The organism is Limimaricola cinnabarinus LL-001 (assembly GCF_000466965.1).
GTDB lineage: Bacteria > Pseudomonadota > Alphaproteobacteria > Rhodobacterales > Rhodobacteraceae > Limimaricola > Limimaricola cinnabarinus.
Genome location: NZ_BATB01000070.1, coordinates 1 through 13421, shown reverse-complemented (window position 1 = coordinate 13421; position 13421 = coordinate 1). Strand labels below are relative to the sequence as shown.

8 protein-coding genes and 2 pseudogenes are annotated in these 13421 nt (G+C 68.4%); 9 read left to right on the top strand and 1 reads right to left on the bottom strand.

Translation table 11 applies throughout. The features are described 5' to 3' along the window. Positions 1-282, top strand: a 282-nt coding sequence (locus MBELCI_RS16225; protein ID WP_045320357.1) for an FCD domain-containing protein, incomplete at its 5' end; no start/stop codon positions are given. A gap of 273 nt (positions 283-555) precedes the next feature. After that, complete coding sequence (locus tag MBELCI_RS20135; RefSeq protein ID WP_235047671.1) at positions 556-1686, top strand: mechanosensitive ion channel family protein; 1131 nt, start codon at positions 556-558, stop codon at positions 1684-1686. A 111-nt stretch (positions 1687-1797) separates the two neighbouring features. Here the strand turns inward: MBELCI_RS20135 and MBELCI_RS21990 are convergent. Further along, positions 1798-4014: pseudogene (locus MBELCI_RS21990) on the bottom strand (hybrid sensor histidine kinase/response regulator); the annotation flags it as partial. Between the two features lie 467 nt (positions 4015-4481). On the opposite strand from MBELCI_RS21990, the gene acs reads away from it, so the two are divergent. The 7 genes and pseudogenes from acs to MBELCI_RS16185 all read left to right on the top strand — a co-directional run bounded on the left by acs (position 4482) and on the right by MBELCI_RS16185 (position 13159). After that, on the top strand, positions 4482-6449 hold the full coding sequence (acs, locus tag MBELCI_RS16215; protein ID WP_021695327.1) for an acetate--CoA ligase: 1968 nt from the start codon (positions 4482-4484) through the stop codon (positions 6447-6449). 43 nt (positions 6450-6492) lie between these two features. After that, on the top strand, positions 6493-7143 hold the full coding sequence (locus MBELCI_RS16210) for an adenylate kinase (protein WP_045320356.1): 651 nt from the start codon (positions 6493-6495) through the stop codon (positions 7141-7143). 71 nt (positions 7144-7214) lie between these two features. Beyond that, complete coding sequence (locus MBELCI_RS16205) at positions 7215-7502, top strand: DUF4212 domain-containing protein (protein WP_021695325.1); 288 nt, start codon at positions 7215-7217, stop codon at positions 7500-7502. Between the two features lie 5 nt (positions 7503-7507). Next, positions 7508-9290, top strand: a pseudogene (locus MBELCI_RS16200) (sodium:solute symporter family protein). Positions 9291-9379: 89 nt separating this feature from the next. Continuing rightward, on the top strand, positions 9380-11203 hold the full coding sequence (locus tag MBELCI_RS16195; protein WP_021695323.1) for a putative nucleotidyltransferase substrate binding domain-containing protein: 1824 nt from the start codon (positions 9380-9382) through the stop codon (positions 11201-11203). A gap of 38 nt (positions 11204-11241) precedes the next feature. Next, on the top strand, positions 11242-11763 hold the full coding sequence (locus tag MBELCI_RS16190) for a hypothetical protein (RefSeq protein ID WP_021695322.1): 522 nt from the start codon (positions 11242-11244) through the stop codon (positions 11761-11763). Between the two features lies 1 nt (position 11764). Beyond that, entirely contained in the window at positions 11765-13159 is a 1395-nt protein-coding gene (locus MBELCI_RS16185; protein WP_021695321.1) for a 3'-5' exonuclease, read from the top strand. The last annotated feature ends 262 nt before the right edge of the window (positions 13160-13421 follow it).

The window sequence follows — 13421 nt, the reverse complement described above, 5'->3', positions numbered from 1 at the left end:
TCCACTTCAAGATCGCCGAGCTGGCGCCACAACCCGCTGTTCCTGACGATCCACCAGTCGATCCGCTCGGTGCGGCGGCATGCGCAATGGACCGTGCGGCGGCGCGAGACCTTTTCGCCCGAGCGGATCGCCGCGCTCGGGCGCCAGCATCAGGACCTCTTTGCCCATATCGCGGGCCGCCGCCCCTCGGAGGCGGCCGCCGAGATGGAGCGGCATCTTCTGGCGGTGTCGAGCACGATGCTGCGGGTCCGGCGTCACGAGGCGGGCGCGGAGGCCGATTAGGCGCGGCGCCGCGCATGTCCGGCCGCGAAGAGGTGGCCGCCACGTCGGGGATGGGCGGCGGGCCGGGCGGCCCTAGCTCTGCGGCATGTCCAGATCCCTCCTCCTCGCCCTCACCCTCCTCGCTGACACCGCTGGCGCCGATCCGCGCGCAGGAGACGCCCACCCCGGCACCCCCGCCGCCCATCGCGTGGAGGATGTCCGCCCCGATGACGAGATCGCCGGCGCCTCGGCGCGATCCTCGAGGCATTGGACCGGGAGGGCATCGGCGTCGGCGTGAGTGCCGGGGTCGTCCGGCTCACCGGCGAGGTGGCCGAGGAGGCTGACAGCACAGAGATCGCCGCCATCGCGGAGCGGCTCGACGGCGTGGTCGCGGTGCGCAACGAAATCGAGGCCACCGGTGAGATCGCCGAGCAGCTCAATCCCGCCTTCGAGCGATTTCGCACCCGGATCGCGCAGGCTGTGGCACGGCTGCCGCTCATGCTGCTGGCGCTGGCCGTCTTCGCATCCGTGGTGGGCCTCGGCCTCCTGCTGGCGCGGGCGCGGTTCTGGGACCGGCTCGCGCCCAACACCTTCATCGCCAGTCTCTACCGGCAGGCGGTGCGGGTCGCGATGGGCATTGCCGGGGTGGTCGTGGCGCTCGACATCGCGGGGGCGGCGGCGCTCCTGGGCACGATCCTCGGTGCGGCGGGCCTCGTCGGCCTCGCCATCGGCTTCGCTGTGCGCGACACGGTCGAGAACTTCGTGGCCTCGATCATGCTTAGCCTGCGCCAGCCGTTCCAACCCAACGACCTCGTCGAGATCGAGGGCGACACGGGCCGGGTGATCCGGCTGACCTCGCGCGCGACGATCCTGCTGTCGCTTGACGGCAACCACATCCGCATCCCGAACTCCGTGGTCTTCAAGAGCCGGATCATCAACTACACCCGCAACCCCGAGCGGCGTTTCAGCTTCGACATCGGCATCGACCCCGATGCCGATCTGGAGGCGACGCGGCTTCTGGCACAGCGCAGGCTGACGCAGCTGCCCTTCGTCCTGGCCGAACCGGCGCCCCTGGTCTGGATCGAGGATGTGACCGAATCCGGAGCGATCCTGCGGTCCAGCGCTTGGATCGACCAGAACGCCACAGGTTTCGCCACCGCGCGCGGCGACGCGATCCGTTTGGTCAAGGGCGCGATCGAGGCCGCGGGCGTGTCGATCCCCGACACCACCTACCGCATCCGGCTCGAAGGAATGGGGGCCCCGGCGCCGGCGCAAGGGCCGAAACCGCAGGCGCCGCGCGAGGCCCGGCCCGAACCCGAAGCCGCCGCCTTCCACCAATCCGAGGAAAAGGCCCTCATCTCGATGGTGCAGGCCGAGCGTGCCCAAGAGGACGACCTCTTGCGCAAAGACGCGCCGCGCGAATAGCCGCGCGTAGCGGGTGCTTAGTCCTTTGGGGCCGCGCGCGGTCGATCGCCTCGCTGAGCTGGCGCTCGGAAAACGGCTTGCCAAGACGACCCGAGACGAAGCTTCGCTCCCTTCGGGCAGCTCGCCATAGCCGGTGCACAGAATGATCGGCAGATCCGGCCGCCGGGCCCGCATGGCCTCGGCGAGCCGGGCCCCGGTCATGCCCGGCATGGCCTGATCGGTCAGAACGAGGTCGATGTCGCCCTGCGCTTCGAAGATATCGAGCGCCTCGTCGCCGCGTGCAGCCTGCAGCACCTCGTGCCCCAGCTCCTCCAGCATTCCGACCGTCCCCATCAGCACGAGGAAATCATCGTCCACCGCGAGGATCTTCAGCGGCTTTCCGGTCTCGTCCGAACGGTCGGAGGGTGCGGACGCCGATGGGATCTCGGCAGGCGCGACCGCCGCCACGGGCAACAGGATCTCGGCCGTCGTGCCGCGGCCCGGCGCGCTGCAAAGCCGGAACGCGCCCCCCGACTGTCGCGCCAGCCCGTGCACCATGCTGAGCCCGAGACCGGTGCCCCGGCCGACGCCCTTGGTGGTGAAGAAGGGTTCGGTCGCCTGCGCCAGCGTGGCGGCGTCCATGCCGGGGCCGTCATCGGTCACCGCAAAGCGAACATAGCGGCCCGGCGGGAGTTCGGGGTCGGCATCGCCGTCGCGCGTCTCGCAAGACAGGGTCAGCACGCCCTTGCCCTCCATCGCGTCGCGGGCGTTGACCACGAGGTTGAGCACGGCCATCTCGAACTGGTTGGCGTCGACGAGCGCGGGCGGCACCTCGTCCTCCATGCGGCGGCGCACCTCGATCTCGGGGCCGAGCGAGCTTTCGAGCAGCTGATCCATGCCCGACACGAGGCCGCAGATATCGACCGATGTCGGGGCCAGATCCTGCTTGCGCGCGAAGGCGAGCATGTGCTGCACCAGCTTGGCGCCGCGTTCCGCCCCCGAAAGAGCGTTGTCCAGAAGCGTCGCGGCGCGGGCATCGGCGGGGTCGAGACGCGTCTGCAACAGGCTCAAGCTCGACTGGATCACCGCCAGCAGGTTGTTGAAGTCATGCGCGACACCGCCCGTGAGCTGGCCCAGCGTCTCGAGCTTGCGCGACTGGGTCAGCGCCGCCTCGGCCAGCCGAAGCTGATCGTCCCGCCGCCGTCTCTCGTCGAGGTTCCGGCCGGTGGCGAAGATGACGTCGCCGCTGATCACGGCGCTCCAGCCGAACCAGCGCGCCGCGCCGCTGCTGTCGCGCATGCGCATTTCGGCGTCATCGACCGATCCGGTCCGGGACAGCTGCGCGAAGAGGTCATGGGCGACAGCCATGTCCTCCTCGAAGATCAGCGCGTCGAACCTCGCCCCCGTCAGCTCCTCGACCGGATAGCCGAGCTGGGCAGGCCAGGCATCGCTCAGTTCGAGGTAATGCCCGTCGAGCGACACGATGACATGCAGATCGCGCGAGGCGGACCACAGGTTGCTCCGCTCGGCGCGGCGCAGCTCCAGCTCGGCGGCGCGATGTTTTTCCTCGGTGACGTCCCGCGCGGTGGCGTAGATTTTGCTTTGATGCGGCACCGACACCCATGACAGCCAGCGATAACCGCCATCGGCGCAGCGATAGCGGTTTTCGAAGCGGAGCACGGGTTGATCCCGCTTGACGTTCTCAAAGGCGGCGAGGGTGTTCACCCGGTCGTCGGGATGCACCAGATCCATGAAAGGAATGCGGCAAAGCTCCTCCGGCGCGAAGCCCAGCGTCGCAATGGCGGCCGGGTTCGCCTGTTCGAAATAGCCCTCATGATTCGCCACGACCTGAATGTCTGGCGACACCTCCCAGATGCGGGTGCGGGAGCCGAACTCGGCCCTGATCCGCGCCTCGAGGTCCTTGGCGTGCTGCGCCAGCCGGGCCTCGTTTGCCTCGCGCTCCGTCACGTCGAGAAACAATAGGCCAAAGCGGTTGGCCGCGATGGGAAAGGCGCGGATGTTGTATGTGCGGCCCAGCTGCGAGACCGGCCCCTTGAAGGTGCGCGAGCGCTGGTCGACGGCGACGCGGGCGAAATCCTCGAGCCAGTGCGGCTCGACATTGGGAATCACCTCCGTGACCTTCTTGCCGACGATGCCCGCCGAGCTCAGCCCCGTCAGCCTGGACCAGGCCTTGTTGACATGGAGATAACACCAGTTGAGGCCGCCATCCTCCTCCCGAAGCACCTCGGCGATCACCAGACCTTCGTGCAGCTGATCAAACACTTCGGGCCAGTCGATCTGGGCAACAGGCCCAAGCCCCAGACCGTTCAGGAAATCATCCGTTTTCATGACCGTCTCGTGATCCTTTGCGGCTGAGAGGGTGGCGTTCGGGGCGATCCGTGCACGAGGGCCGGGCTGACGACCGGCAATAGTCCCGAAGCGCGCGCACGGCAATCACCCCACCCCGCATGACTGCGACTGGTACGAAACCGGAGGGTGATCAAGCCAAGCCGCGAGGTATCCCGCGATTCTTCGCGCGAAAGATGCATCGGGGCAAGGGTCTGCCGCTCCTGTGCCCGCTCGCGACAGACTGGCGCAAGCCCTGTGCATTTGCAGAAACTTTACAGTATTTCATCACTCGTCGAAAACAAATTTACAAAAATGGGTCGCGGACTGAGTAGCTTGCCTACATTTTTGCAAAGTTCCCTTATGACACTCCCGAGGAGATTTCGTGCCGCAGGTGCATCGTGCTGTCTGGTAACAGGCGGTTCGAGGAGGAGGCCGCGGCGCATCGGAACCGGAGGAGGAGGTTCGCCATGAACACCCAAACAAGGCTCTCGGGCCCTGTCTATCCGCCCGCGCAGGAGGTGGCCGCCCGCGCCCATATCGACGCGCAGGCCTATGAGCGGATGTATCGCGACAGTGTCGCCGATCCCGACGCCTTCTGGGGCGAGGAGGGCAGGCGGCTCGACTGGATCAAACCCTATTCCACGGTCAGGAATACCGATTTCGCCCTGGGCGGCGTCTCTATCAAGTGGTTCGAGGACGGCACGCTCAACGTCGCGCAGAACTGCATCGACCGGCATCTCGAAACCCGCGGCGAGCAGACCGCGATCATCTGGGAGCCGGACGACCCGGCAGATCCGGCCCGGCACATCACCTATCGCGAGCTGCACCGCGAGGTCAGCCGCCTTGCAAACGTCTTCGAGACATTGGGCGTGCGCAGGGGCGACCGGGTCGTCATCTACCTGCCGATGATCCCCGAAGCGGCCTATGCGATGCTCGCCTGCGCCCGGATCGGCGCGATCCATTCAATCGTCTTCGCCGGGTTTTCGCCCGATGCGCTTGGCGCGCGGATCAACGGCTGCGACGCCAAGCTCGTCATCACCGCCGACGAGGCGCCGCGCGGCGGCCGCAAGACCGCGCTCAAGACCAACACCGATCAGGCGCTGCTGCATTGCGACGACGACGTCAAATGCCTCGTCGTTCGCCGCACCGGGGGCCAGACCACCTGGGTCGAGGGCCGCGACTTCGACTATGGCGAGCTGATGGCCGAGGCCGACGACCATTCCGAGGCCGCCGAGATGAACGCGGAAGACCCGCTCTTCATCCTCTACACCTCGGGCTCCACCGGTCAGCCCAAGGGCGTGGTTCACAGCTCCGGCGGCTATCTGCTCTATGCGGCGATGACGCACCAGATCACCTTCGATTATCATGAGGGCGACGTCTACTGGTGCACCGCCGATGTCGGCTGGGTGACTGGGCACAGCTACATCGTTTATGGCCCGCTCGCCAACGGCGCGACCACCGTGATGTTCGAAGGTGTGCCGACATGGCCCGATGCGGGCCGCTTCTGGGAGGTCTGCGCCAAGCACAAGGTCAACCAATTCTACACCGCGCCCACCGCGATCCGGGCGCTGATGGGCCACGGCGCCGCGCCGGTCGAGAAGCATGACCTGAGCGCGCTGCGCCTGCTGGGCACGGTGGGGGAGCCGATCAACCCCGAGGCCTGGAACTGGTACAACGAGGTGGTGGGCAAGGGCCGCTGCCCGATCGTCGACACGTGGTGGCAGACCGAGACGGGCGGGCATCTCATCACGCCGCTGCCCGGCGCCACCGCCACCAAACCCGGCTCGGCCACCAAGCCGTTTTTCGGCGTGCAGCCCGTCGTGCTCGACCCGCAGTCGGGCGCAGTGCTGGAGGCGACCGAAGTCGAGGGCGTGCTCGCCATCGCCGACAGCTGGCCCGGTCAGATGCGCACCGTCTGGGGCGATCACGAGCGGTTCGAGCAGACCTATTTCTCGCAATATCCGGGCTATTACTTCTCGGGCGATGGCTGCCGACGTGACGCCGATGGCGACTACTGGATCACCGGCCGCGTCGACGACGTGATCAACGTGTCGGGCCACCGCATGGGCACGGCCGAGGTCGAGAGCGCGCTGGTCGCCCATGCCAAGGTCGCCGAGGCCGCCGTGGTCGGCTATCCGCACGAGGTGAAGGGGCAGGGGATCTACTGCTACGTCACGCTGATGAACGGCATCGAGCCCTCCGAGGAACTGCGCAAAGAACTTCGCCAGTGGGTGCGTCAGGAGATCGGACCGATCGCCAGCCCCGACCTGATCCAGTGGGCCCCCGGCCTGCCCAAGACCCGCTCGGGCAAGATCATGCGCCGCATCCTGCGCAAGATCGCCGAGAACGATCACGGCAGCCTCGGCGACACCTCGACGCTCGCGGACCCCTCGGTGGTGGACGAGCTGATCGACAACCGCATGAACCGGGGCTGAGGCCGATGGCGGACAGGGATATCCCCGCGCAGCGCCCGCCTTCATCCTTCTCGGGCCTCCGGGCGCGGGAAAGGGCACGCAGGCGCGCAAGCTCGAGGAGCGCTTCGGCCTTGTCCAGCTCTCCACCGGCGACCTGCTGCGCGCCGCCGTGGCCCAAGGGACCGAGGCCGGCGCGCGGGCGAAAGAGGTGATGGAGGCGGGCGGGCTCGTCTCGGACGAGATCGTCATCGCCATCCTCGACGATCGTCTCGACCGGCCCGACGTGGCGCGCGGCGTGATCCTCGACGGTTTTCCGCGCACCCCGGCGCAGGCCGAGGCGCTCGACGACCTCTTGGCCCGGCGGGGGCAGTCGGTCTCGGCGGTGATCAGCCTCGAGGTGGACGACGCGGCGATGGTCGAGCGCATCTCGGGCCGCTACACCTGCGCCACCTGCGGCGAGGGCTGGCACGACAGCTTCAAGCGCCCGGAGACACCCGGCATCTGCGACGTCTGCGGCGGCACAGAGTTCAAGCGGCGCGCCGACGACACCGCCGAGACGGTGGCCTCGCGGCTCGCGGCCTACCACGCCGAGACCGCGCCGCTGATCGACCATTACCGCGCCCGGGGCACGCTTGAGCGCGTGCCGGCGATGGGTGCGATCGAAGATATCGCGCAGGCCCTGTCGGAGATCGTCCGGCGGTACGAAACGGCCTGAGCGAAGACCAAGACCGGCGGCCGGAGGAACGCGTGAGGGCCGCCATCCACGCAACGACGGGAGGAGCCCGCATGTCGGATCACACGACACATCCACCAACCACGATGACCAAGGATGACAAGGCCTATTGGTCCGCCAACGTGCGGATCATCACCATCTGCCTCATCATCTGGGCCATCGTTTCCTTTGGCTTCGGCATCATCCTGCGGCCGCTGATCAGCTGGATCGGGATCGGCGGCACCGATCTGGGCTTCTGGTTCGCGCAGCAAGGGTCGATTCTCGTCTTTCTGGCGCTGATCTTTTTCTACGCCTGGCGAATGAACCGGCTCGACCGGCAATACGGCGTCGAGGAGGAATAAGCGCCATGGACCAGTTCACCCTCAACCTGATCTTCGTGGGCGCCTCCTTCGCGCTCTATATCGGCATCGCGATCTGGGCCCGCGCGGGCTCCACGGCGGAGTTCTACGCCGCCGGTCGCGGCGTCCATCCGGTGACCAACGGCATGGCCACCGCGGCCGACTGGATGTCGGCGGCCTCCTTCATCTCGATGGCGGGCCTCATCGCCTTCACCGGCTACGACAACTCCACCTATCTGATGGGCTGGACCGGCGGCTACGTGCTGCTGGCGCTGCTGCTGGCACCCTATCTGCGCAAGTTCGGCAAGTTCACCGTGCCCGAGTTCATCGGCGACCGGTTCTACAGCCCGACCGCGCGGCTCGTGGCCGTGATCAGCCTCCTGGTGGCCTCGCTCACCTATGTGATCGGCCAGATGACCGGCGTCGGCGTGGCCTTCGGCCGCTTTCTCGAAGTGGACAACACCACCGGTCTGCTGATCGGCGCCGTGGTCGTCTTCGCCTATGCGGTGTTCGGCGGCATGAAGGGCGTGACCTACACGCAGGTCGCGCAGTACTGTGTGCTGATCGCCGCCTACACGATCCCGGCAGTCTTCATCTCGCTGCAGCTCACCGGCAACCCGATCCCGGCCCTCGGCCTCTTCACCGATACCGACAGCGGCAGGCCGCTTCTCGAAACGCTCGACCTGATCGTCACCGATCTGGGCTTCAACGCCTATACCGCGCATCACGGCGACACTTTCAACATGCTGCTCTTCACGCTCAGCCTGATGATCGGCACCGCCGGTTTGCCGCATGTGATCATGCGCTTCTTCACCGTGCCCAAGGTCTCGGATGCGCGCTGGTCTGCGGGCTGGACCCTCGTCTTCATCGCGCTGCTCTACCTCACCGCTCCCGCCGTGGGCGCAATGGCGCGGCTCAACATCACGCAGCAGTTCTGGCCCGAGGGCACGAACGCCGAAGCCGTGTCGGTCGAGACGATCGAGAACGATCCGGCATATGACTGGATGGCGACGTGGCAGCAGACCGGCCTTCTGGGCTGGGAAGACAAGAACGGCGATGGCCGGATCCAGTACTACAACGACGCGGCACCCGCGATGCAGGACCGCGCCGCCGAAGCGGGCTGGCAGGGCAACGAGCTTGTCAACTTCAACAACGACATCCTCGTTCTCGCCAACCCCGAGATCGCCAACCTGCCGGGCTGGGTGATCGGCCTCGTCGCCGCCGGTGGCCTCGCCGCCGCGCTGTCGACCGCGGCCGGCCTCCTGCTCGCCATCTCCTCGGCGGTGAGCATGATCTGGTGAAGGGCCGCTTTGCGCCGAACATCTCGGAGAAGGGCGAGCTTCTGTCGGCGCGCATCGCCATGGCCGCCGCCATCGCCGTGGCGACCTATCTGGGCATCAACCCGCCGGGCTTTGCCGCGCAGACCGTGGCGCTCGCCTTCGGCCTCGCCGCCGCGTCGATCTTCCCGGCGCTGATGATGGGCATCTTCTCCAAGCGGGTGAACAACACCGGCGCGTGGCGGGGATGCTCGTGGGCCTCGGCGTGACGGTGGTCTACATCTTCCTGCACAAAGGCTGGTTCTTCGTTCCGGGCACCAACTCCTTCGACGATGCGGACCCGCTCTTCCTCACGGTGAAGTCGACCTCCTTCGGCGCGGTGGGCGCGGTGCTGAACTTCGCCACGGCGATCTTGATCAGCCGGGCCACGCAAGAGCCGCCGCAGGAAATCCAGGAGCTGGTCGAGAGCGTCCGCATCCCGCGCGGCGCAGGGGCGGCGACCGCCGGCCACTGACCCCGAACGAGGGGCGGCGCCGTTCGCCCCTTGCGAGCCTTGCGTCCCGCGCCCAGCATGGCGCGGGACGATCCTTATCGGAGGCCGCGATGCCGCAGCCCATTGATGCCTTTCTCGCGCGGCAGCCCCCCTGGGACCGGCTGCCCGATCCGGTGCGCGCCCGGATCGCCGGGCAGGCCCGCCCGATCGAGGTCGCCCGGGGCGAGACGCTCTCGGAGGTCGGCGCGCCGCAGCCCGGCCTGTTCGTCATCCGCTCCGGCGCCGTGACCACCACGGACGCGCGCGGCGCCACCGTGTCGCGTCTCGGCCCCGGCAACAGTTTCGGCGAGCGCGCGCTGCAGCGCGGCGGCACCGCGCTGGTCACCGCCCGCGCCGACGAGGCGAGCGCGCTGCTGCTGATCGGCCCTGATCTTTTCGCCGAGTTGATGCGCGAGCATCGGCTCGTGCGCCGCTTCTTCGACCGCTCCAACCCGCTCGGCGACCGGCCCCGCACCCGCGCCGAGGAGCTGACCTCGACCCGCGTCGCCGATCTCATGGCGACCGACCCGGTGACCTGCGCCCCCGGGACCAGCCTGCGCGCGGCCGCCCGGACGATGCGCGACCGGCGCATCTCGTCGCTCTGCGTGACCGAAGATGGCGAGCTGCGCGGCATCGTCACGCTTCGCGACATGGTGAACAAGGCGCTGGCCGAGGCGCTGCCGCATGACACGCCGGTCGCCCGGGTGATGACCAAAGGCCCCGTCACGCTGCCCTCCACCGCCATCGGATCGGATGTGCTGCACCGGATGATGGAACGCCATCTGGGCCACCTGCCCATCGTCGATGGCGGACGGCTGGTGGGGATGGTCACCCAGACCGACCTCACCCGGTTTCTCGCCTCGACCTCCGCCGGGCTTCTGGGCGACATGGCGCGCGCGGGCGCGCCCGAGGAACTCGCGCTTGTCACCGCCCGCATCCCCGACCTGCTGGTCCAGCTCACCGCAGCGGGCAACCGCCACGAGGTCGTCACCCGTCTCGTCACCGACATGGCCGACGGCGCGACGCGCCGGCTGATCCGCCTCTTTGAGAAGGCGCATGGCGCGGCGCCCGTCCCCTTCGCCTGGGTCGCCTGCGGCAGCCAAGGCCGGCAGGAGCAGACCGGGATCTCGGATCAGGACAACGCGCTCATTGTCTCGGACGCCGCCACCGATGACGACATGCGCTGGTTCGACGGGCTGGCCCGCTTCGTCTCTGACGGGATGAACGCCGCAGGCTACGTCTACTGCCCCGGCAACATGATGGCCACTAACCCGCGTTGGCGGCAACGCACCGAGGTTTGGGCAGGCTATTTCCGCGATTGGATCGCCCGGCCTTCGAAGGAGGCGCAGATGCTCGCCTCCGTCATGTTCGACCTGCGGGTCATCGCGGGCGAGGAGGGGCTTTTCGCGCCCTTGCACGAGGACACCCTGCGCGCGGCGAGCAGCAATTCGATCTTCACAGCGCACATGGCCTCGAACGCGACCGGCCACGTGCCTCCGCTAAGCCTGCTGCGCGGTTTTGCGACGCTGCGCTCGGGCGAGCATCGCAACCATATCGACCTCAAGCTGAACGGCGTCGTCCCGGTCGTCGATCTCGCCCGGATCTACGCGCTGCAGGGTCGGCTCGCGCCGGTGAACACCCGCGCCCGGCTCGAAGCGGCGGGCGAGGCGGGGGTGATCAGCCTGCATGGCGCGCGCGACCTGATCAACGCCTATGACGTGATCGCCCAGACCCGGATCGAGCATCAGGCCCGCCAGATCAGGCGCGGCGAAACGCCGGACAACTTCATGCAGCCGAACGAATTGTCGGATTTCGAGCGCGCCCATCTGCGCGACGCCTTCGTGGTCGTCAAAACCATGCAGGCCGCGCTGATGCAGGGGCGGGGCCTGTTGTAACAAGGCCGCGCCACAGTGCGCGGCAGGGAGGAAGTGGGATGTTTCTGGAACTCCTCGGTGTGGTCCTCGCGGGCGTGACCGGCGCTCTCGTCGTTTATGCCGCGAACCGCGCGACCGGCGGGCGGCTGCCACGCTGGCTGATGCCCGCCGTTGCGGGGCTGGCGATGATCGCCGCGACGATCAGCCTCGAATACAGCTGGTACGGCCGCACCGTCGCCGCACTGCCCGAGGGGATCGTCGTCGCCGACAAGGTCGAGGAGCGCGCGGCCTTCCGCCCGTGGACCTATCTCGTGCCCTATGTCGACCGCTTCGTCGCCGTGGACAGGACCAGCCTGCGCACCAATCCCGACCGCCCGGACGAACGCATCGCCACCATGTATTTCTTCGGCCGCTGGGCGCCGCTGCGGCGGGTACCCGTCGCCTTCGACTGCGCCGGAAACCGGCGCGCCGCGCTGGTCGAGGGCGCGGATATCGGCACCGACGGGGCGATCGAGGGCGCGGACTGGACGCAGGCGCCGCCCGACGATCCGCTGCTCCTCGTCGCCTGCGCGGGGGCCTGAGATGCGGCGGCCGGGCCTGCGGGGGCGCATCGCGCTGTTCTTCGCGCTGGCGGGGCTGGGTGGGCTGGCCGCGATCACCGTCGGCCTTACCTTGGGTTACCGGCAATCAGGCGCGGCCCAGGCCTCGCCCTTCGTCACCGCCGGGGTGGTGGCGGCTTTCGGCCTTCTTGGGGTCATCGCCGGGATCTGGCTCCTCTTCGATGAAAACGTGGCCAAGCCGGTCATCGCCCTTGCCGCGCGGCTACGCGCTCATGCGCATGGCGGCACGCAGACGCCGCTCGACCTCGCGAGCGCGCGCTGGCTCGACGATCTGGTGCCTGCCGCCGCCGCCGTCACCCATAGGCTCGGCCGCTCCACGCTCGACGCCGCCGAGGCGTTGGCCGAGCGCACCGCCGAGCTTGCCGCCGAGAAGGATCGCCTCGCCGCCGTGCTCACCGGGATGCCGGTCGCGGTCAGCATCATGGGGCCGGGCCACAAGCTTGTCCTCTATGACGGGCAGTCCGCCGACCTGCTGGGGCAGGAGGGGCCGGTGCGGCTCAACGCCTCGATTTTCGAATACCTGCGCCCGGGGCCGATCGAGGCCGCGCTCGACGAGTTGCACCGCCGGGGCGCGCGCCGCGCGTCGCTGGTGGCCGAGACGGTCTCGGGCCGGGTCTGCACCGGCCATATCCGGCTGATGGGCGAGGCCTCGGGCTACATGCTGATGCTCGAGCCGCTCGACCCCGAGGCCGAGCGCCCGCTCACCTACGACTTCGCGCTGCTTGCGGGCCGGGCCGGTGCCGCCGCCCGCGACACGCCGCTGCGCGATCTGAGCTTCGTGGTCTTCGACACCGAGACGACGGGCCTCGATCCGGCCTCGGACGCGATCGTGCAGATCGGCGCGGTGCGCGTGCTCGGCGGCCGGATCGTGCCGGGCGAGGCGTTCGAGACGCTGGTCGATCCCGGCCGCCCGATCCCCGCCGCCGCCGCGCGCGTCCATGGCATCACCACCGACGCGGTCGCCGGTGCACCCGACCCGAGACGCGCGGCCGAGGCCTTCCGCCGCTTTGCCGAAGGCTCGGTCCCCGTGGCACACAATGCCCCTTTCGACATGGCGATGCTGCGCCGCGCCGGGGCCGCGCCGGAGCCGCCGATCCTGGACACGGTGCTGATCTCGGCCGTGGTCTTCGGCGGGCACGAAACACATACGCTCGACGCGCTGACCGAGAGGCTCGGGGTTTCGCTTCTCGAGGCCGATCGCCACACGGCGCTCGGCGACGCGCGCGCGACGGCCGAAGTGCTGGTCCGCCTGCTCGCCATCTGCGAAGGGCGCGGGGCGACCACGCTCGGCCAGTTGATCGACGAGATGACGCGCCACGAGCGCATCGTCAAAGCCCTCGTCGGCGAGGCGGGCTGAGCCCGTCGCAGGCTATGCGCGGCCTTTCTCAAGCGTATTCCGCCCATGTTCCTTGTTCTCTGCCGCTCGGGCGACGATCTGTCATGGCCCGTCGATGGCAGAAGTTGAGGGTCGCGATCCGCAAGGCAGGGCTACACGAATGCAGCCCGTGCGGAGTCTGGCGGGCCCGTTTCACAGGTGGGGATCGATAGGTCCGGAGCTCGGCGGGCCCGGCTTACCGATTGAGAAAGTCCGCAAGCCTGTCCCACAGCCTTTCACCCAG

Coding starts and splice junctions, on each gene's coding strand:
- acs (WP_021695327.1), top strand. CDS start 4,482: ATGAACACCCAAACAAGGCTCTCGGGCCCTGTCTATCCGCCCGCGCAG.
- MBELCI_RS16205 (WP_021695325.1), top strand. CDS start 7,215: ATGTCGGATCACACGACACATCCACCAACCACGATGACCAAGGATGAC.
- MBELCI_RS16195 (WP_021695323.1), top strand. CDS start 9,380: ATGCCGCAGCCCATTGATGCCTTTCTCGCGCGGCAGCCCCCCTGGGAC.
- MBELCI_RS16190 (WP_021695322.1), top strand. CDS start 11,242: ATGTTTCTGGAACTCCTCGGTGTGGTCCTCGCGGGCGTGACCGGCGCT.
- MBELCI_RS16185 (WP_021695321.1), top strand. CDS start 11,765: ATGCGGCGGCCGGGCCTGCGGGGGCGCATCGCGCTGTTCTTCGCGCTG.